Source organism: Pseudoalteromonas sp. EB27 (assembly GCF_001974875.1).
In the GTDB taxonomy this organism is placed as follows: domain Bacteria; phylum Pseudomonadota; class Gammaproteobacteria; order Enterobacterales; family Alteromonadaceae; genus Pseudoalteromonas.
The window spans coordinates 37,477-58,722 of record NZ_MTQD01000022.1; the positions used below are offsets into that span (position 1 = coordinate 37,477).

Below are 21,246 nucleotides of genomic sequence, written 5' to 3' on the forward strand. Positions count from 1 at the left end.
TTTATTGCCTGTTTTTCACCACAGCTATTCGCTACCAATAAATCGATAGGTTACAATACGGGCATAAAGTTACTCACCGTTGGTAAATTAATAGCATGATCAATCAAGATACAATTGCAGCACAAGCAACAGCACCTGGACGTGGTGGTGTTGGTATTATTCGCGTTTCAGGTAGCCTTGCTAAAAGTGTCGCCGAAAAAGTAGTAGGTAAAATACCTAAAGTCCGCTACGCCGATTATGTGCCATTTAAAAGCCTTGCTGGCGAGCAACTTGATCAAGGTATTGCCATTTACTTTGCAGGCCCAAACTCATTCACTGGTGAAGACGTACTTGAATTACAAGGCCATGGCGGCCCTGTAGTGCTGGATATGTTACTTAAAGAAATTAGTAAAATAGAGGGCGTTCGTTTAGCAAAGCCTGGTGAGTTTTCTGAACGTGCATTTATGAATGATAAGCTTGATTTAACACAAGCAGAAGCCATCGCCGACTTAATTAATGCCACTAGCGAGCAAGCCGCTAAAAGCGCCCTACAGTCTCTCCAAGGTGAATTTTCTAAGCACATAGAAACACTCGTAGAAAAAGTAATTCACTTACGTATGTATGTAGAAGCGGCAATAGATTTTCCTGATGAAGAAATTGATTTTTTATCAGATGGTAAAGTGTCAGGCGACTTAGACGCTATTATTACTCAGCTTAACACTGTAACCAATCAAGCCAAGCAAGGCAGCATAATGCGCGAAGGTATGCGTGTTGTTATTGCAGGCCGCCCTAATGCGGGTAAATCAAGCCTGCTTAACGCTCTAGCCGGTCGTGAAGCCGCAATCGTAACAGAAATAGCCGGTACCACTCGGGACGTACTACGAGAGCATATACATATAGATGGTATGCCACTGCATATTATAGATACAGCAGGCCTACGCGAAAGCCCAGACAGAGTAGAGCAAATAGGTATTGAGCGTGCGTGGGATGAAATAAACCAAGCCGATCGCGTTTTATTTATGCTTGATGGCACTGATACTATAGATACTGACCCGCACAAAATTTGGCCTGAATTTATGGCAAAATTACCAGAAGGTATGGGGGTTACGGTCATCAGAAATAAAGCTGATTTATCTGGCGACATAGTAGGAATGGAGCAAGAGCAACAATACCCAGTCATTAGCTTAAGTGCTAAAAATGCTGACGGCATTGAACTCGTTCGCGAGCATTTAAAAACTTGTATAGGCTTCCAAGGCGCAACAGAAGGTGGCTTTATGGCCCGTCGCCGTCATTTAGATGCACTAGAAAGTGCTGCGTATCATTTAGAAACGGGTAAAACACAGTTAGAAATGCACATTGCTGGTGAAATACTCGCTGAAGAACTGCGTTTAACACAGCAGTATTTAAACGAAATAACCGGTGAATTTACCTCAGACGACTTACTTGGCAAAATATTTAGCTCGTTTTGTATTGGTAAATAAACACACTATTACAGATATATTTTTATTATAAGAGCACTTAGGTGCTCTTTTTTTATGTAAAATATTTCATTTTAAAATATGTATTTATACACCTAATAACTGCGAGTTACTGTCAATAAAATCATATCAAAAGCTACCTTTATTACGTGCTAAGAGAGGCCTGATTATATAGATTAGACAATAATAAGAATGCTTATTGAGGGAATTAATAGCACAAATTATACCTATTATTAAGGCTAAAACCGATGCATTTTCAAATAAGCGTACGCTTTAATAGCGTTATACTTGATACAAAAAGTAGTTATTAATGACTTTCTTATACTTACTTTAGCTCACAAAAATGCACTAAAACACATCTCATACACGCAAAAAATGATGTTATTCGCTCAATTAAATAGCTAAAAAATACTGATTAGTACTCTAAAAAGCTTACTTTTGACAACATGTAATTTGATAATCACTGTGATTTTTAAATAAAATAACTCAACTGTTAAGTATTCAAAACTTTTGACCTGCTAACTCCACTAGCAAAATTAATAAAAATAGCAGCTCTAAATTCGCATAAAATTAAAAATACCGAGATCACTTATCCACAATATCTAATTTTCAACTCAGATAAATACCAAAATTAGGTAAATCAGCCGCAAAAACCTCATGTTCAATTGAAATTTATCTATTTATGAACTTATTTTTAATTAATTTCATTAGATCTGCTTTATTAGATCATTTTTAAAAATTATTTTCGATCTAAATTAAAGGTTATCAACAGGCTTTATATCCACATTATGATCAACAAGTATTTTTAATTGGGATATTTACAATTTAATTTTTACTGATAAGTAATATCAATAACTTAGCGAATATAAAACAACCTAAAAAAACACTTTAAGCAGAGCTTTCCCCACTGTTATCAACAACTTGATCAGAAGATTACATTTAAAGATAATTTGTTAAACATCGCATTATCAATAACTTAAAGGCACAATTTTGATTGAGTGTAAAATTACCGCAAAAATAGTTATACAAAAAAGCACTCTTAACTTTACTGTTATCCTCACTCAGTTATCATAGGCGGTAATTAAAACCAATGTGATCAATAATATTCATGAGTTCAGTAAATCTTATTGTCGGCAGCCAAATGGGATCGGCCGAGTATGTTGCAGAGCAATTAAGCGACGCGCTTAATAACCTTGGTATTACTACACAACTACATGATCAACCTGAATTTAGCGATATTGATCAGCAAAATACCATTTGGTTAATCTGCACATCAACTTATGGTGCAGGTGATTACCCTGAAAATCTTATTAGTTTTGTTGAAGATGTAACTCAAGCAGATGATTTATCTGAATTAAAATATTCAGTAATCGCTTTAGGCGACACTAGTTATGATACTTACAACCTAGCAGGACGTAATATAGATGCCTTATTAACTCAAAAAGGCGCTATAAAAGTAGCAGAACGTTTAGAGCTTAATATTCTCGATGAAGCACTACCAGAAGACACTGCATTAACATGGTTAGACTCTTGGATAGCTCAAACAGGCATAAAATAGATAGATCAAGTAAAAAGTTATATATAAAGTTACCCACAATTTACTAATAATTTAATAGATTTTGTGGATAAAGATTGAATAAACTGCGTTTTAAAGCATGCTTATCCATTGGATAAGATCCAACTGATTCAACCCTGTGCATAAAGTGCCTTTTTGATCAGAGCTTATTTGCTGGATGATCCGATCATATTAACACCTTTAGATCTGATCTAATTTCATGTTTTAAATGAAGATCTAAACCTTATCAACAGAAAAGTCGATCAGTAGTAGTAATAGTAATAAAAGATCTCTTTAAAAGATCCTTTATATTATTAGAGATCACATACTTAGATCTTGCCCTTTGTTTAATCATTTATCTTCTGCCAATTTCTAGGTAGAATACGCTCCCTTTTGAAGTTTACCGGTTTGATTTAAGTAGGATCCCATTAATGATTTTTCACGAAAATTTTGACGTTATCGTAGTAGGTGGTGGACATGCTGGCACTGAAGCCGCATTAGCAGCTGCCCGTATGGGGATGAATACCCTGCTACTGACTCACAATATGGATACCCTTGGTCAAATGTCTTGCAACCCAGCAATTGGTGGGATTGGCAAAGGTCATTTGGTAAAAGAGATCGACGCACTTGGTGGTGCAATGGCACAGGCCATTGATAAAGGCGGGATCCAATTTCGTACACTAAATTCTTCAAAAGGACCTGCTGTTCGTGCTACTCGAGCACAAGCAGATCGCGCTTTGTACAAAGCGGCTATTCAAACAACATTACAAAACCAAGATAACCTTAAGATTTTTCAACAATCATGCGACGATCTTATTGTTGAAAACGATCGTGTTACTGGCGTAGTAACTCAAATGGGTTTACGTTTTAGTGCACCAAGTGTTGTTTTAACCGTGGGTACTTTTTTAGGCGGCTTAATTCATATTGGTTTAGAAAATTATAAAGGCGGTCGTGCAGGCGATCCTCCTTCAATCGCTTTAGCTGATCGCTTACGTGAACATCCATTTAGAGTTGATCGTTTAAAAACAGGTACACCTCCACGTATTGATGCACGTACTGTTGATTTTACAAAAATGGAAGCACAGCCAGGTGATACACCAACTCCTGTGTTTTCGTTTATGGGTAAACAATCAGATCACCCACAACAGATACCGTGTTACATAACTTACACAAACGAAAAAACACATGATGTTATTCGTAAAAACTTACATCGCTCACCTATGTACTCAGGTGTTATTGAAGGTATTGGTCCACGATACTGCCCTTCAATTGAAGATAAAATTGTTCGTTTTGCAGATAAAGATAAACATCAAATATTTGTTGAGCCTGAAGGTTTAACATCATACGAATTATACCCAAATGGTATTTCGACTAGTTTACCGTTTGATGTACAACTTGAAATTGTGCAATCGATTACAGGTTTTGAAAATGCACATATTTGTCGACCTGGTTACGCAATTGAATATGATTACTTTGATCCACGTGATTTAAAACAATCTTTAGAAACTAAATTTATTGAAGGTTTATTTTTTGCGGGTCAAATTAACGGTACTACCGGCTATGAAGAAGCGGGTGCACAAGGCTTAATTGCAGGTATGAATGCTGCACTAAAAGTACAAGGCAAAGATTCTTGGACACCACGTCGTGATGAAGCTTACGTGGGTGTATTAATCGACGACTTAGCAACATTGGGTACAAAAGAACCATACCGCATGTTTACCAGTCGTGCCGAATACCGTTTATTACTTCGTGAAGATAATGCTGATATTCGTTTAACTGAAAAAGGCCGTGAACTAGGTTTAGTTAATGACGAACGCTGGCAGGCATTTAACGAAAAAATGGAAGTAATCGAAAAAGAGAAGCAACGCATTAAAGATACGTGGATTCATAAAGATCACGCCGTTGTAGATCAAGTAAATGCATTACTGAAAACACCGCTTACACGTGAAGCAAGTTTAGAAGAATTACTTCGTCGCCCAGAGATTCGTTATAACGATCTTATGGCTATAGAAGGATTAGGATCTGAATTTACAAACAAAGCGGCACTTGAACAAGTTGAGATCCATACTAAGTACGCAGGTTACATTGCGCGTCAACAAGATGAGATCAACAAACAGCTTCGTCATGAGCAAACAATTTTACCAAAAGAGTTTGATTATAAAACCGTATCTGGTTTGTCAAATGAGGTAGTTGCCAAGCTTATTGAGTCGCGTCCTGACACTATTGGTCAAGCATCGCGTATTTCTGGTATCACCCCAGCGGCGATTTCGCTATTATTAGTGTATCTGAAGAAGCAAGGCTTATTACGCAAATCCGCGTAACGGTAAGGGTACATAGTGTTACAGCAACAATTAACTACATTGTTAGCGCAAACTGATATTGCGCTAACAGAAAAACAACAGCAACAGCTAGTTCGTTACGTCGAGTTATTGAATAAGTGGAATAAGGCTTATAACTTAACCTCAGTACGCTTACCTGAAGAAATGATGATTAAGCATATTATGGATAGCTTAGTTGTTGCGCCTCACTTACCCGGTCATCATTATATTGATGTTGGAACGGGTCCTGGATTACCGGGTATCGTATTAGCAATTGCATTACCTAATACACATTTTGTGTTATTAGATAGCTTAGGTAAACGTGTACGATTTTTAATGCATGTTAAACATGAGCTTGGTCTTGATAATGTAACCCCGGTTCAGTCAAGAGTTGAAGAATATCAACCAAGTGTTAAATTAGACGGCGTACTAAGTCGTGCTTTTGCTTCATTACAAGATATGGTTGACTGGTGTTCGCACTTAATCGATCATTCGGGTAAATTTATAGCACTTAAAGGCGTGTTCCCTAGCGAAGAGCTAGAGTCACTACCTGCAGGCGTTAAGTTTGAGCAAAAAATTGCATTAGAAGTACCTAAGTTAGATGCACAACGACATTTAATTATTCTTTCTAAAGACTAGGGATCAGAGACACCGTGGCAAAAGTCATCGCATTAGCAAATCAAAAAGGTGGAGTGGGTAAAACTACAACCGCTGTTAACCTCGCTGCGTCTATGGCTGCAACGAAACGTAAAGTGCTGTTAATTGATCTCGATCCGCAAGGTAATGCGACTATGGGTAGTGGCGTAGATAAGTATGGCGACGTGCCAACTATTTACGACTTACTTATTGAAGATAAACCTATAGAAGACGTTATCATCAAAGAAACGTCTGGTGAATACCATATGATTGCTGCAAACGGTGATGTAACCGCTGCAGAAGTTAAATTGATGGAATTATTTGCCCGTGAAGTGCGTTTACGTAACGCACTTGAAAAAATTCAGGACCAGTACGAATTTATTTTTATCGACTGTCCACCCTCTCTAAATATGTTAACTGTTAATGCAATGGCCGCAGCTGATTCTATTTTAGTGCCAATGCAGTGTGAGTATTATGCACTTGAAGGGTTAACCGCATTAATGGATACGATTACGCAGCTTGCTAAGTTAGTGAATCCTAGTTTACAAATTGAAGGCATACTTCGTACTATGTACGACCCGCGTAACCGTTTGGCAAATGATGTATCAGAACAATTAAAACAACATTTTGGCGATAAAGTATACCGTACGGTGATCCCGCGTAATGTTCGTTTAGCTGAAGCACCTAGTTTTGGTACTCCTGCTATGTACTATGACCGGGCATCAAGTGGCGCTAAAGCATATTTAGCACTCGCTGGTGAAATGTTACGCAGAAAAGAAAAAACAGCGTCCGTTGTCGCCTAACTTTGAGGTAAAAAAATAACATGTCTGCTAAAAAACGAGGTTTAGGCCGAGGACTCGATGCACTTTTAAGTTCGTCAAAGCCTGCACCGAGCGCAAGCAAGGAACAAGACACATCAAACGTGACTGAAGCTGTAAAAAATGCAGCTGGGCCAAATAACAGTGAATTACAAAAACTTCCAATAGAGTTTTTACACTCTGGTAAATACCAACCTCGTAAAGACATGTCTGAAGAGGCGCTAGAAGAGCTTGCTAGTTCTATTCGCTCACAAGGTATTATTCAACCTATTGTTGTGCGCCCTATTGCACATAATAGCTTTGAAATTATTGCTGGTGAACGTCGCTGGCGCGCAGCGCAAATAGCTAAGCTTGAAACAGTGCCTTGTATTATTAAAGATGTACCTGATGAAGCTGCCGTTGCGATTGCACTGATAGAAAATATTCAGCGTGAAGATTTAAATGCCATGGAAGAAGCAGTTGCACTTAATCGTTTACTAATAGAATTTGAATTAACACATCAGCAAGTAGCAGATGCGGTGGGTAAATCACGTACGACTGTAACTAATTTACTGCGTTTAAATAACTTAAATAGTGATGTAAAAATTCTGTTAGAACATGGCGATATTGAAATGGGCCATGCTCGTTGCCTGTTAGCCCTTGAAGGTGAAGCGCAGTCAGATGCTGCTCGTTTAGCTGTAGCTAAAGCATTAACAGTTCGAGAAACTGAAAAGCTCGTACGTTCAATTTTAGAACCTTTACCTGCCAAAGAAATAACCGAAAAAGATCCAGATGTTAAGCAGTTAGAACAACAACTCGCTGAAAATCTAGGTGCTAAAGTAGAGATTAACTATAATAAAAAAGGCAAAGGTAAACTGGTTATTTCATATACTAACCTAGATGAACTTGACGGCATTTTAAATCGTATCAATCACGACAATACCCACCATTAGTTTTCTACATGTCTAAAAAGGGACATTTGTAGCTATTTCGTGTTACAAAGCATCTACTCAAGTTGCAAAACTGGCAGGATTAAGTATAATTTCGCCAGTTTTCACACCCTAACAATTAGAACGCAATAAAGGTTAACTAAACGTGACTGATAAGTTAGCGAGTCCATATCGACTTGCCGTATTAAAGTTAATTTGCCTTCAGGGTGTTGTAGCATTAGTTGCTGCTGTAATTATTTTTTTTAGTTCGGGAGTCAATGCCTCGCTTTCATCACTCGCTGGTGGAGCTGTAGCAGTACTTCCGCACTTTGTATTTGCACTTTATGCATTCAGATATATGGGTGCAAGTCGAGCAAATCAAGCGTATGCCTCGTTGAAACGCGGCAACGGATTAAAGTTTATGCTAACAATTGTATTGTTTGCGCTAGTACTGAAGCATTTTCCGGTAATTTTATTACCCTTTTTTAGTACTTATATACTGGCGCTCTTTACTGGATTGTTCGCACCCGTTTTTTTTAAACATTAACTTTTGGGATATAACATGGCAGCAGAAGAAGTTACTCTATCTGGCCATATCCAGCACCATTTGACCAATGCTAAGATGTGTTCGACCGATACAGGTCTCGCCTTCAATAAAGCATGTACGGACAGTGGATTCTGGACATGGCATATAGATACCCTTGCATGGTCTATCGGTTTAGGTCTTATATTTTTATGGATCTTTCGTAGTGCCGCTAAAAAATCAACACTAGGTGTACCTGGGAAATTTCAGTGTTTTATTGAAATAATCGTAGAATTTGTTGGCGACAACGTACGCGATACTTTCCATGGTAAAAGCAAGCTTATTGCACCATTAGCCTTAACGATTTTCGTTTGGGTGTTCTTAATGAACTTAATGGATTTAATACCAGTTGATTTCATTCCAGCACTTGCAGGTTTCGTTGGTGAGACTGCATTTGGTATGGATTCACACGATGTGTACATGAAAATTGTACCTACTACCGATATTAATATGACTTCAGCGCTAGCGCTGGGTGTATTTATACTAATGGTTGGCTTTTCAATCAAAATAAAAGGTATTGGCGGGTTTATTAAAGAGTTAACGCTTCATCCGTTCAGCTCAAATAACATGTTTGTTCAAATTATTTTGATACCATTTAACTTATTACTTGAACTGATTGCACTCGTTTCTAAACCGTTTTCATTAGCACTACGTTTGTTTGGTAACTTATATGCTGGTGAGTTGATTTTCATCTTGATCGGCGCTATCGGTTTTATGCAACTACCGTTGCACTTTGTTTGGGCTGTATTCCATATTCTAGTTATTACATTACAAGCATTCTTATTTATGATGCTAACTATTGTATACCTAAGCATGGCAAGTTCAGATAATCACTAATTTTTAGATTTACAATTTTACTTTTACTTTTAACTTTACAATTGAAACTTTGGAGAAATAAATGGAAGCTTTAGAATTATTAAACGGCTTAAAATACATCGCAGTAGCTTTACTAATCGGTTTTGGTGCAATCGGCACTGCAATCGGTTTTGGTAACATGGGCGGTAAATTCCTTGAAGCATGTGCGCGTCAACCTGAGCTTGCACCTTCGCTACAAGTTAAAATGTTTATCCTTGCTGGTCTAATCGATGCTGTAGCAATGATTGGTGTTGGTATCGCTATGGTATTGTTGTTCGTACTTTAATTTTATTCTTTGAACAGCTTACTATTTAAGGAGGAGCGGTTGTGAATTTAAACGCCACTCTTATCGGTGAATTGATTGCGTTTACGGTGTTCGTATTATTTTGTATGAAATACGTATGGCCACCACTAAACGGTGCAATTGAAGCTCGCCAGAAAAAAATCGAAGATGGTTTAGCTGCCTCTGATAGAGCCGAAAAAGACTTAGAACTTGCGCAAAAGAAAGCTGCTGAACAGCTTAAAGATGCAAAAGCTCAAGCGGCTGATATCATTGATCAAGCTAAAAAACGTGCAGTGCTAATTGTTGACGAAGAAACACTTCGTGGTCAGCAAGAGCGTGAAAGTATCATTGCTCAAGGGCACTCTGAAGTTGAGTCTGAACGTAATCGCATAACAGAAGAGCTACGTAAGCAAGTAGCAACGCTGGCAGTGATTGGTGCAGAACGTATTTTAGAGCGTGAAATTAATCAAGCCGCACATAGTGACATCGTTGAAAAACTTGTCGCTGAGCTGTAATTAGGAGGGTATGAGCATGTCTAATTTGACTACTATCGCTCGCCCATACGCTAAAGCGGCTTTTGAACTTGCCGTTGAGAAAGGCACTCTTGAAAGCTGGAACGATATGTTGTTCTTTGCTGGCCACGTAGCCAGCAATGAGCAAGCATCATCTGTTTTAGCGAGTATGCCTACAGCTACTGCACAAGCTGAATTATTTATTCAACTTTGTGCTGAGCAGCTCAACGAACAAGGTCAGAACCTAGTTAAGGTGATGGCTGAAAATGGACGTTTGATAGCTCTACCTGAAGTTGCACAGTTATTTGCTGATTTTAAAGCAGAATACGATAAAGAAATCGAAGTAGATGTGATTTCTGCAACTCCTCTTGTTGCTGCGCAGCAAGAGTCATTGGTAGCGGCACTTGAAAAACGTTTCGCACGCAAAGTTAAGCTGAATTGTAGTGAAGACGCGTCAGTGGTTGGCGGACTTATTATTAGGTCTGGCGACACTGTAATCGACGGTACTATTCGCGGTAAATTAAGCCGCTTAGCTACAACACTACAATCGTAATTGGGAAAAAGAGCATGCAACTTAATTCCACTGAAATTTCAGATCTGATCAAACAACGTATTGAGAAGTTCGAAGTTGTAAGTGAAGCTCGTAACGAAGGTACTATTGTATCTGTTACTGACGGTATCATCCGCATCCACGGTCTTGCTGACTGTATGCAAGGTGAAATGATTGAGCTTCCTGGCAGCCGTTATGCTATCGCACTAAACCTTGAGCGCGACTCAATTGGTGCAGTAGTAATGGGTCCTTACGCTGACCTTACTGAAGGCGTAAAAGTATATACAACTGGTCGTATTTTAGAAGTTCCTGTTGGTCCTGGTCTACTTGGTCGTGTTGTAAACACACTAGGTGCTCCAATCGATGGTAAAGGCGCTCTAGATAACGACGGGTTTGAACCTGTAGAAAAAATTGCACCAGGTGTAATCGAGCGTAAATCTGTAGATGAGCCAGTTCAAACTGGTTATAAATCTATTGATGCGATGATTCCAGTTGGTCGTGGTCAACGTGAGCTTATCATTGGTGACCGCCAAACAGGTAAAACTGCACTAGCAATCGATGCAATCATCAATCAAAAAGACACAGGCGTTAAGTGTGTGTACGTTGCGATTGGTCAAAAAGCGTCTACTATTGCAAACGTAGTTCGTAAATTAGAAGAGCATGGTGCACTAGCAAATACTATCGTAGTTGTTGCATCTGCTTCTGAATCTGCGGCACTTCAGTACTTAGCACCGTTCGCGGGCTGTACTATGGGTGAATACTTCCGTGACCGTGGTGAAAACGCATTAATCGTATATGATGATTTGTCTAAGCAAGCAGTTGCTTACCGTCAAATTTCATTACTACTTAAGCGTCCACCAGGCCGTGAAGCATACCCAGGTGACGTATTCTACCTTCACTCTCGTCTTTTAGAGCGTGCATCGCGTGTAAACGCAGATTACGTTGAAAAGTTCACCAATGGTGAAGTAAAAGGTAAAACTGGTTCATTGACGGCATTGCCAATCATTGAAACTCAAGGCGGCGACGTTTCTGCGTTCGTACCGACTAACGTTATCTCTATCACCGATGGTCAGATCTTCTTAGAAACTGACTTATTCAACTCAGGTATCCGTCCGGCAGTAAATGCTGGTATCTCGGTATCGCGTGTTGGTGGTGCTGCACAAACTAAAATCGTTAAGAAACTAGGTGGCGGTATCCGTCTAGCCCTAGCTCAGTACCGTGAATTAGCTGCGTTCTCGCAGTTCGCGTCTGACCTTGATGATGCAACTCGTGCTCAACTTGAGCATGGTGAGCGTGTAACAGAGCTAATGAAGCAGAAACAGTACGCGCCAATGTCTGTTGCTGATATGTCTTTGTCGTTATTTGCTGCTGAAAAAGGCTTCCTTCAAGACATCGAAATCTCGAAAATCGGTGACTTTGAAGCTGCTTTACTTTCTTATGCAAGTAGCACATACGCAGAGCTTGTGGCTCAAATCAATGAAACTGGTAACTTAAATGCCGAGATCGAAGCGCAGCTTAAAGAACTTCTAACGAAGTTCAAGTCTACGCAAACTTGGTAATTTAGTTATTAATGGTGCGCTTTAGGAAACTAAAGCACACCTTGATTCGGAGAGAGAGTCATGGCCAGCGGAAAAGAGATTAAAAGCAAGATCGGGAGTATTAAAAATACTCAAAAGATCACTAGCGCAATGGAAATGGTTGCTGCGTCTAAAATGAAAAGGGCGCAAGAACGCGTTGCTTCAAGCCGTCCATACGCTGACAAATTACGTGAAGTAATTGGTCGTGTTGCTCAAGCAAATCTTGATTTTACTCACCCGTTCTTAAAAGATCGTGAAGTAAAACGAGTTGGTTATATTGTTATCTCTACAGACCGTGGTCTGTGTGGCGGTCTAAACTCAAACGAGTTTAAGAAAGTTGCACTTGATGTTAAAGCGTGGAAAGAAAAAGGTGTTGATGCTGAATTTGCTACTTTAGGTAGTAAAGCAGCTGGTTTCTTCCAACGTTTTGGTGGTCAACTACTCGCTAAAAAAGCGGGCCTAGGAGATAAACCTTCAGTACAAGATGTTATTGGTCCTGTAAAAATAATGCTTGATGCATTTTCTGAAGGCAAAATAGACCGTTTATTCTTGGTATATAACAAGTTCGTTAATACCATGAAGCAAGAGCCAATTATAGATCAGTTACTCCCTTTGCCAAAAGCTGAAGAAGAAGTATCTGCTCACACATGGGATTACTTATACGAGCCAAACCCAGAGGCTATTTTAGAGTCTTTGTTAGTACGCTTTATTGAGTCTCAAGCATACCAAGGTGTAGTAGAAAATGCTGCCTCTGAACAAGCTGCTCGTATGGTTGCAATGAAAGCTGCAACTGATAACGCAGGTGACCTTATGGATGAGCTACAGCTTGTTTATAACAAGGCTCGCCAAGCAGCAATCACACAAGAAATTAGTGAGATTTGTTCTGGCTCAGCAGCAGTTTAATGCTTCGGGTAAAGATTAACGAGAGGAATAGACATGAGTTTAGGTAAGGTCGTCCAAATTATCGGCGCCGTTGTGGATATTGAATTTCCACAAGATAGCGTGCCAGCGGTATACCACGCACTAAGAGTTACAGATGGCGATTTAGCTGGTTTGACTTTAGAAGTCCAACAACAGCTAGGTGGCGGTGTAGTGCGTACTATCGCTATGGGTACTACTGATGGTTTACGTCGTAGTGCTTTAGTTATGAATACAGGTGAATCGATTCAAGTTCCAGTTGGTACTGCAACACTTGGTCGTATCATGAACGTACTTGGTGAGCCAATCGATGAAGCGGGTCCAATCGGCGAAGAAGACCGTATGTCTATTCACCGTGCAGCGCCTTCTTACGAAGAGCAATCAAGTTCAGTTGAACTTTTAGAAACAGGTATCAAGGTTATCGACCTTGTATGTCCGTTTGCTAAAGGTGGTAAAGTTGGTTTATTCGGTGGTGCCGGTGTTGGTAAAACCGTAAACATGATGGAACTTATCCGTAACATCGCAATCGAGCACAGCGGCTACTCAGTATTCGCAGGTGTTGGTGAGCGTACACGTGAGGGTAACGATTTCTACCATGAGATGAACGATTCAAACGTACTTGATAAAGTATCGCTTGTATACGGTCAGATGAACGAGCCTCCAGGTAACCGTTTACGCGTAGCGTTAACTGGTCTTACTATGGCTGAAAAGTTCCGTGACGAAGGTCGCGATGTACTTTTCTTCGTAGATAACATCTACCGTTATACACTTGCTGGTACAGAAGTATCTGCACTACTTGGTCGTATGCCATCAGCGGTAGGTTACCAGCCTACACTTGCTGAAGAAATGGGTGTGCTTCAAGAGCGTATCGCTTCTACTAAAACGGGTTCAATTACTTCAATCCAAGCGGTATACGTACCTGCGGATGATTTAACAGATCCATCTCCAGCAACTACCTTTGCTCACTTAGACGCAACAGTAGTACTTTCACGTGATATCGCATCGCTTGGTATCTACCCAGCGGTAGACCCACTTGATTCATCTTCACGTCAGCTTGATCCACAAGTAATTGGTGAAGAGCACTATGGTATTGCACGTGGCGTTCAAACAGTTCTTCAGCGTTATAAAGAACTTAAAGACATCATTGCAATCCTAGGTATGGACGAGCTTTCTGACGAAGATAAGCAACTTGTATCTCGTGCACGTAAAATCCAACGTTTCCTATCTCAGCCATTCTTCGTGGCAGAGGTGTTTACAGGCGCGTCTGGTAAATACGTATCACTAAAAGATACAATTGCTGGCTTTAAAGGCATTTTAAACGGCGAGTTTGATGACCTTCCAGAGCAAGCGTTCTACATGGTTGGCTCTATCGAAGAAGCTCAAGAAAAAGCCAAAGGCATGTAACTAGGAGGGTAGTATGACAGCTATGACTGTACATCTTGACGTAGTAAGCGCTGAGCAGAGTTTGTTCTCTGGTCTTGTTGAATCGATTCAAGTATCTGGTAGTGAAGGCGAGCTGGGTGTAAACCTAGGCCATGCTCCACTACTAACTGCCCTTAAACCTGGTATGGTACGTTTAGTTAAGCAATTTGGTCACGAAGATGTGATATATGTTGCTGGCGGTACATTAGAAGTTCAACCAAATCACATCACGATTCTTGCAGATACTGCGGTTCGTGGTGAAGATTTAGATGAAGATTCTGTACAAAAAGCTAAACGTGAAGCTGAAGAACATATGGCGAATTCGTCAGCTGTTGAGTTTGATTATCAGCAAGCGGCTACGCGACTGGCAGAAGCAGTTGCTCAGTTACGCGTAATTCAGCAATTACGTCACAAGTAAGCCTATCCGGTTTTTAAAAGCCCACTTTGAGTGGGCTTTTTTGTGCCTATAATTTAGATATTTAATAGCCGTTTTTTATAAATGCTAAATAATGGGTTTATCAGATTGTTATCTACACATTTACACTTATATCCTTAACCAATCCTCGCTACAATAACGCCATTCAATTAAGTGTGTTTTTCAGTCAAGATTCAGTACTAATAAACTAACCTACTGAGTATTTGCACAAGAAGTGATTTACGTAATCTTCTGATCAAACATAAAACTTATTTAGCTAAAACAACGAAAAAAGGAAATTGTTTTAATGGCTCTAACAACAGTTATTCTTGCTGCGGGTAAAGGTACTCGTATGCGCTCTGCTCTACCTAAAGTTCTGCACAACGTTGCAGGTAAACCAATGGTGCAGCATGTCATTGATAATGCGATGGCATTAGGTGCAACAACTACAAACTTAGTTTACGGACACGGCGGCGAACTATTACAAAAACAACTTGCCGATAACGATGTAAATTGGGTACTCCAAGCAGAACAACTTGGTACTGGCCACGCAGTAGCTCAAGCTAACCCACACATTAATGACGACGACACCGTACTTGTTTTATACGGCGATGTACCACTTACAAAGCAATCAACGCTTGAGCGCTTATTAGCTACAACACCTAAAAATGGTTTAGCGGTATTAACAGTTAATTTGGTTAACCCAAATGGTTACGGACGTATGCTGCGTGAAAATGGCAAGCTTGTTGGTATTGTTGAGCAAAAAGATGCAAGTGCAGAGCAGTTACTTATTAGCGAAGTAAACACCGGCATTATGGCGGTTAACGGTAAGCTTTTAAAAACATGGTTAGGCAATCTATCTAACAACAATGCACAAGGCGAATACTACCTTACAGATATTGTTGCTATGGCTCACAGTGAAGGTGTAGAGATTACTTCAGCGCAGCCAGATCATGCAATGGAAGTTGAAGGCGCAAACAACCGCGTACAACTTGCAGGCTTAGAGCGTGCTTATCAAGCATGGCAAGCAGAAGAGTTAATGTTAAATGGTGCCACCCTAGCCGACCCGGCGCGTATTGATGTACGTGGCGATGTTAAAACAGGCGAAGACGTATTAATTGATATAAACGTTATTTTTGAAGGCACGGTCACGCTTGGTAACAATGTACAAATAGGTCCAAACTGCGTACTTAAAAATTGTAGTATTGGCGATAACGTTGTCATTAAAGCTAATACACTGATTGAAGATGCCACAGTTGCTGATAAATGTACGCTGGGTCCTTATGCTCGCCTTCGCCCTGGCGCTGTAATGGAAGAAGACTCGCACATTGGTAACTTTGTAGAGATGAAAAAAACCCGATTAGGTAAAGGCTCTAAAGCCAACCACTTAAGTTATTTAGGTGATGCTGAAATTGGCGAAAAAGTGAATATTGGCGCTGGCACTATTACCTGTAACTACGATGGTGTTAATAAAGCAAAAACTATTATTGGCGATAATGCCTTTATTGGCTCTAATTCATCACTCGTTGCCCCTGTAAATATAGGTGCAACTGCAACAATTGGTGCAGGCTCTGTGATCACCAGTACTGTTGAAGATGATCAACTAGCAATCGCACGCTCTAAGCAGCGTAATTTAACTGGCTGGAAACGACCTGTTAAAAAATAACAATAGAGGCTACTTAGGTAGCCTTTTTATTTTAGCTGAAGTTTAAATTGCTCTTTATAGCGTCTAGACAAGTTAAGTACTTTACCTGTTGTTAGTTTTATTTCACTGTCGCCACTGGGGAGTGGTGTAATGGACTCCACTTTATCTAGTTTTACGCCATGGCTGCGGTGAATTCTACAAAACCCCTGTACTTCAAGTTGTTTGCTCAATGCTGTAAGCGTTGCCCTTAACGGATATATGCGTGAGCCTATATGTAGGTTTACATAATTACCTGACGATTCAAGCCAATCAACATCCTCTATTTTTATAATAAATTCCTTACCGAGCTTTTTAACTAATAAGCGGTTTATGGTCGATGTTGTTTGCAGCTCACTTTCTTCAATTGAAGAGGCTTCACCTAGTAACTGCTGCACCACGTATTGATATACTTTGATAAGTACGATGAAAAACACAAAGCTTATAGCGTCTTTCTGGTATTCATAAATAAGCTCAAACCAGCTAAGTCCAAAGTTGTAAGACCCATCATTCAACAAATATATGAATTTACGAACCCCCACCATAATACCAACGTGTAACACGCTAAATATAATAGAGGCACCAAAGTACATACCTAAAGAGGCCGTAATGTTTTGCCAATTAAAAGGTAAGTGTCTTAAAAACCAAATTAAAATAGGAAATATAAGCAAAGTACTCAAGGCACTTGAATACTCCCAAACAAATGGCTCCCACATTAAAAAAGTTAAAGCGCCTTCTCTTTGGGCTTCCATTATTTGGGTTGTAGCGTTTACTGTATTATTAATTAATACGTAAGCACACAGTAATACTGATGCGTAAATGCTTTGAAAACGTTGAAAGTGCTGTAGGTTCATAAATGTATGCTTATTGCTGATGTGGCACGCTTATCCCTGTATACCACCTTTTATCACTATTGCTTGTAATATAAGCACTTATAGATAGTTTTAGCGAGATCTTTAGGTATCAATAACGCATAACATACATAAAGTAGTAAAAGCATGAGCACTCAAGTACAACAACCTTCATTAATTAATTCGCGTAAATATTATCTTGACTGGCTTAGGGTAATCGCATTTGCGTCGCTAATTTTTTATCACATTGGCATGTTGTATAGCGAAAACTGGGGATTTCATTTTAAAAGTAATTATACATCACAGTATGTTGAATATTTAATGTTGGTGTTTTCACCTTGGCGCATGTTGCTCATTTGGTTTATATCGGGCGTAGCACTGCGTTTTATGATTGATAAAGTACGCAGCTTTAAGTCTTGGTTACATTTCACCTTATACCGCTCTATTTTTTTACTATTACCCTTGCTGGTGGGGTTATGGTTAATCGTGCCTTTACAGCTGTTTGCAGAAATGTCACAGCAAGGTGTTATTGATATTAGCTATTGGCAATTTTATTTAGCTTTTATAGAGACTAACAATACGCTTTTTATTAATTATCAGTCTGGTGTGTGGCCGAATGTGGATGTAAATCACTTATGGTATTTGCGCTCGTTGTGGCAATTTATGCTGATCATTATTGTTTTAACTCTTTTTGCACGCTTGCCTTTTATTGCGCCTTTAAAAGCCTTTGTTAAAGGGGGGGTGTCATTTGGGCTTTTAATTATCTTGCTCACTATTACCATACTATTTACAAGCCATTACTTAACTGGCGATTCAATCAGAGAAACTAATGGCTTTATGCTACTACTCGCTGGATACATACTTGCTAAAAACACTTATTTTTGGAACTGCTTGAATAAAAATTTGGTATTACTGGCTTTGAGTTTTTCTGTTTTGTTAGTACTTATAATATTAAGCTATCAAAAGGCGTTTACTTTCCCTCATTTTATTTTAATCGGTAGCTACAATATTCAACGTATAGTAGGTGTGTTTTTTGTACTAGCGCTCGCTCACCGATTTTTAAATTTTAATACCTACTATTTAAAGCAACTCAATGCATGGGTGTTTCCCTTTTATTTATTGCATCAAAGCATATTGATTATTTTGTGTTTTTTACTGCAACCTTTAAGTTTAGGGCCTGTTGCTGAACCATTCATTATTATTACAGGGACTTGGTCTTTTTGCGGTGTCATAACATGGAGTATTACACGTATTGATGTATTTAGACCTTTGCTAGGGGTTGCAATTAAACGAGAGTATTCCTCGACTGTAAAAACGATTGGCTATACGGCCGCTTTAATTTTAACAACTCCGCTAGCGTATAAGCTAATCACTTAGGCTAAGAGGCTGTATTAAAATTGCCATAATCTTGTCATGCCGGTGTGTTGATATTTAGCAAATACAATACTAAGGAAAATCACATGTTTAAAAAATCAATTATCGCGCTGTCACTTATATCTGTTCTTACTGGTTGCTCACTTGATGGTGACGATGGTCAAAACGGTTCTCAAGGATTACAGGGAGAACAAGGCGCAGGTGGAACTAATGGGTTAAATGGTATAAATGCCAATTCAGCATTAAATATTAACCTTGTGGGTAGAGGTGTATTAAATGCACAAAGCCCAGAAGGTGCGGCTGAAATAGTTGCATATCAAGCATCTAAAAAATGGATTTACGCTATTAACAGTTCAGGTGATAATGCTGTTGTTAATATTTTACCCGCCGACACCTTTGATACTGCCGCACTTGTTAAAGATAACGAAGGGGTTATAAGCGCCACAAACTTAACCTCGGTCATTACGTTGCCTTTGAACGAGCACACCCAAGGCGATGCAAACAGCATTGCTATTGATGAAAACAATAATTTACTAGCGGTTGCAATGGCTGCTGAAAGCACGGGTGATGAAGGGCAAATTGCTTTTTACGATATAAGCGGCGACTCACCTGTATTTATTAAAAATGTTACAGTCGGATTTTTACCAGACATGGTGACGTTCACCCACGATGGCGCAAAGGCAGTGGTTGCTAACGAAGGTGAACCAAGTGGCGACTACAGCGTAGATCCTGAAGGTTCTATTAGTATTATCGATATAACAAATAATGTAATAGCCGATACAGCAATAAATATTGATTTTAAAGCCTATAACAACAAACAAACCGAACTAGAAGCGCAAGGGGTAGTTTTTGCAAACCCAAATGGTCGTACTATTAACGGTAATCTAATAAATACCACAGTAGCTATGGATTTAGAGCCCGAGTACGTTAGCATTTCTAAAGATAACAAATATGCTTATGTATCTATTCAAGAAAACAATGCACTTGCAATAGTTAACCTACAAGACAACAGTCTTGAGCTAAAGGGTTTAGGCTTTAAAGATTGGTCAAGCTTACAACTTGATGCCTCAGATAAAGATGGCGGCGTTAATTTTAAATCGTACCCAGGGCTCTATGGTATGTACCAGCCCGATACTATCTCAAGCTTTAGTTGGAAAGGCGCTAACTTTATAGTCACTGCCAACGAAGGTGACGCAAGAGAATACTTTTTTGATACAACGGATGAAGCAGACTGTATAGCAAAGGGCGGACTTGATTACGATGAAGACGATGGCTGCTTAGCTTATATAGATGAAAGCCGCGTTGAAGACTTAACTCTTGCTGCTAATTTTGATTACTTAAATAACGACGATGATGATATTGGTCGCTTAAAAGTAACAACAATAAAAGGCGATACCAATAACGACGGACAATACGAATCGCTTTACGGCTATGGCGCACGTTCTTTTACTATTTGGGATAGCAATGGGCTGGTGGTTTTTGATTCAGGTGACGATATAGCACGTATAACAGCATCTGTGCATGGTGAATCATTTAACAATAATGAAGATGAAAACAATGGAGACTCACGTTCAGATGATAAAGGCGCAGAGCCTGAAGCGCTGGCTATTGGTAAAATTGACGATCGTACATTTGCTTTTATTGGTTTAGAACGTATGGGCGGTATTATGGCTTACGACATTACTAATCCATACAATGTGCAATTTGAAGATTACTTCTATAATAGAGGCTTAATTAAAGGAGCGAATATTACAGGCGATTTAGCACCTGAAGGAATGGTATTCGTTTCAGCAGAGCAAAGTGCCACTGGAAACCCACTCTTAATCGTTGGAAATGAAATATCAGGCTCTATTGCCGTATGGGAAATAGCATCTAAATAAATCTTTAATTTTAAATAAAGCTGTATGTTGTTTGTTTAATATACAGCTTAGTTTAAACCTTACAAATACATAATCAATTGATACATAAGTTGTGGGTGTTTTTTGAACTAAAAGTATCCTGCAGCCCTTTATTTGTATAGCTTTCATACTAAATTCATTTAATTGTCAAAAAGCTGAAATAAAACATTGACCCCCGCTCGAATCTCCCTATAATGCGACCCCACTGAGACGGGAAACGCCAACGCATAGCGAGGCACGAACTACCTCAGAGAGTTAAATAAAACTTCGGTTTTAAATCTTCCAAAAGAAAATTTAAAACAAAGTGTTGACTCGAAAAATAAAGGGTGTATTATTCGCATCCCTTGAGACGCTAAAGCGACTCAAAACGTTCTTTAACAATATAAAGCAATCATCTGTGTGGGCACTCGTACAGATTGAGTTCTAACAGCCAACCTACTTAGGTAGCGAGGCAAACAAATTAGAGTCTCAATTGAAAACTGAGTGACCAACAGAATAGTTATTTCGGTAATTATTCGGCACAGTCAATTCAATATCGAAAGATATTAAAATAAATTCAGAATTCATTGAGCTGTCGAAAGACATAAAACTTTTTAATTGAAGAGTTTGATCATGGCTCAGATTGAACGCTGGCG

The 21,246-nt window shown here is 39.2% G+C and carries 19 protein-coding genes; 18 read left to right on the forward strand and 1 reads right to left on the reverse strand.

Annotation, left to right across the window (positions count from 1 at the left end):
* The first annotated feature begins 95 nt into the window (after positions 1-95).
* The 16 genes from mnmE (at position 96) to glmU (ending at position 16,473) form a co-directional block, all read left to right on the forward strand.
* Positions 96-1,460: a tRNA uridine-5-carboxymethylaminomethyl(34) synthesis GTPase MnmE gene (gene mnmE, locus BW142_RS19560; RefSeq protein WP_076926042.1), complete on the forward strand. Its 1,365-nt coding sequence runs from the start codon at positions 96-98 to the stop codon at positions 1,458-1,460.
* A gap of 1,105 nt (positions 1,461-2,565) precedes the next feature.
* Entirely contained in the window at positions 2,566-3,015 is a 450-nt protein-coding gene (mioC, locus tag BW142_RS19565; RefSeq protein ID WP_024591277.1) for an FMN-binding protein MioC, read from the forward strand.
* A 428-nt stretch (positions 3,016-3,443) separates the two neighbouring features.
* Positions 3,444-5,333 carry a tRNA uridine-5-carboxymethylaminomethyl(34) synthesis enzyme MnmG gene (mnmG, locus tag BW142_RS19570; protein ID WP_007585991.1) on the forward strand — a complete coding sequence of 630 codons (1,890 nt, stop codon included), beginning with the start codon at positions 3,444-3,446 and terminating at the stop codon, positions 5,331-5,333.
* Positions 5,334-5,348: 15 nt separating this feature from the next.
* Entirely contained in the window at positions 5,349-5,969 is a 621-nt protein-coding gene (rsmG, locus tag BW142_RS19575; protein ID WP_007377658.1) for a 16S rRNA (guanine(527)-N(7))-methyltransferase RsmG, read from the forward strand.
* Positions 5,970-5,983: 14 nt separating this feature from the next.
* Positions 5,984-6,769 carry a ParA family protein gene (locus tag BW142_RS19580; protein ID WP_004335235.1) on the forward strand — a complete coding sequence of 262 codons (786 nt, stop codon included), beginning with the start codon at positions 5,984-5,986 and terminating at the stop codon, positions 6,767-6,769.
* Positions 6,770-6,789: 20 nt separating this feature from the next.
* Positions 6,790-7,716, forward strand: a complete 927-nt coding sequence (locus tag BW142_RS19585) for a ParB/RepB/Spo0J family partition protein (protein ID WP_076926043.1) — start codon at positions 6,790-6,792, stop codon at positions 7,714-7,716.
* 142 nt (positions 7,717-7,858) lie between these two features.
* Positions 7,859-8,239: an ATP synthase subunit I gene (locus BW142_RS19590; RefSeq protein ID WP_007585983.1), complete on the forward strand. Its 381-nt coding sequence runs from the start codon at positions 7,859-7,861 to the stop codon at positions 8,237-8,239.
* Between the two features lie 15 nt (positions 8,240-8,254).
* The gene (gene atpB / locus BW142_RS19595) at positions 8,255-9,112 is read left to right on the forward strand and encodes a F0F1 ATP synthase subunit A (RefSeq protein WP_010555143.1); all 858 of its coding nucleotides are present in this window, start codon (positions 8,255-8,257) and stop codon (positions 9,110-9,112) included.
* A gap of 61 nt (positions 9,113-9,173) precedes the next feature.
* Positions 9,174-9,416, forward strand: a complete 243-nt coding sequence (gene atpE / locus BW142_RS19600; RefSeq protein WP_008112128.1) for a F0F1 ATP synthase subunit C — start codon at positions 9,174-9,176, stop codon at positions 9,414-9,416.
* 41 nt (positions 9,417-9,457) lie between these two features.
* The gene (gene atpF, locus BW142_RS19605) at positions 9,458-9,928 is read left to right on the forward strand and encodes a F0F1 ATP synthase subunit B (protein WP_004335264.1); all 471 of its coding nucleotides are present in this window, start codon (positions 9,458-9,460) and stop codon (positions 9,926-9,928) included.
* Between the two features lie 16 nt (positions 9,929-9,944).
* Complete coding sequence (gene atpH, locus BW142_RS19610) at positions 9,945-10,478, forward strand: F0F1 ATP synthase subunit delta (protein ID WP_024599967.1); 534 nt, start codon at positions 9,945-9,947, stop codon at positions 10,476-10,478.
* Positions 10,479-10,492: 14 nt separating this feature from the next.
* Complete coding sequence (gene atpA, locus BW142_RS19615) at positions 10,493-12,034, forward strand: F0F1 ATP synthase subunit alpha (protein ID WP_024599968.1); 1,542 nt, start codon at positions 10,493-10,495, stop codon at positions 12,032-12,034.
* Positions 12,035-12,094: 60 nt separating this feature from the next.
* Complete coding sequence (atpG, locus tag BW142_RS19620; protein WP_008172041.1) at positions 12,095-12,955, forward strand: F0F1 ATP synthase subunit gamma; 861 nt, start codon at positions 12,095-12,097, stop codon at positions 12,953-12,955.
* Between the two features lie 33 nt (positions 12,956-12,988).
* A complete protein-coding gene (gene atpD / locus BW142_RS19625; RefSeq protein WP_024599969.1) occupies positions 12,989-14,374 on the forward strand; it encodes a F0F1 ATP synthase subunit beta in 1,386 nt (461 codons plus the stop codon).
* A gap of 13 nt (positions 14,375-14,387) precedes the next feature.
* Complete coding sequence (locus tag BW142_RS19630) at positions 14,388-14,810, forward strand: F0F1 ATP synthase subunit epsilon (protein WP_007377666.1); 423 nt, start codon at positions 14,388-14,390, stop codon at positions 14,808-14,810.
* Positions 14,811-15,114: 304 nt separating this feature from the next.
* A complete protein-coding gene (gene glmU / locus BW142_RS19635; RefSeq protein ID WP_076926044.1) occupies positions 15,115-16,473 on the forward strand; it encodes a bifunctional UDP-N-acetylglucosamine diphosphorylase/glucosamine-1-phosphate N-acetyltransferase GlmU in 1,359 nt (452 codons plus the stop codon).
* A gap of 26 nt (positions 16,474-16,499) precedes the next feature.
* Here glmU and BW142_RS19640 read toward each other — a convergent pair whose 3' ends face one another.
* On the reverse strand, positions 16,500-17,342 hold the full coding sequence (locus tag BW142_RS19640; protein ID WP_076926045.1) for a LytTR family DNA-binding domain-containing protein: 843 nt from the start codon (positions 17,340-17,342) through the stop codon (positions 16,500-16,502).
* A gap of 144 nt (positions 17,343-17,486) precedes the next feature.
* Between BW142_RS19640 and BW142_RS19645 the strand changes: the two genes are divergently transcribed.
* Positions 17,487-18,716 carry an acyltransferase family protein gene (locus tag BW142_RS19645; RefSeq protein ID WP_076926046.1) on the forward strand — a complete coding sequence of 410 codons (1,230 nt, stop codon included), beginning with the start codon at positions 17,487-17,489 and terminating at the stop codon, positions 18,714-18,716.
* Positions 18,717-18,799: 83 nt separating this feature from the next.
* Positions 18,800-20,593, forward strand: coding sequence for a choice-of-anchor I family protein (locus tag BW142_RS19650; RefSeq protein ID WP_076926047.1), 1,794 nt, complete (start codon positions 18,800-18,802; stop codon positions 20,591-20,593).
* Positions 20,594-21,246 lie beyond the last annotated feature (653 nt).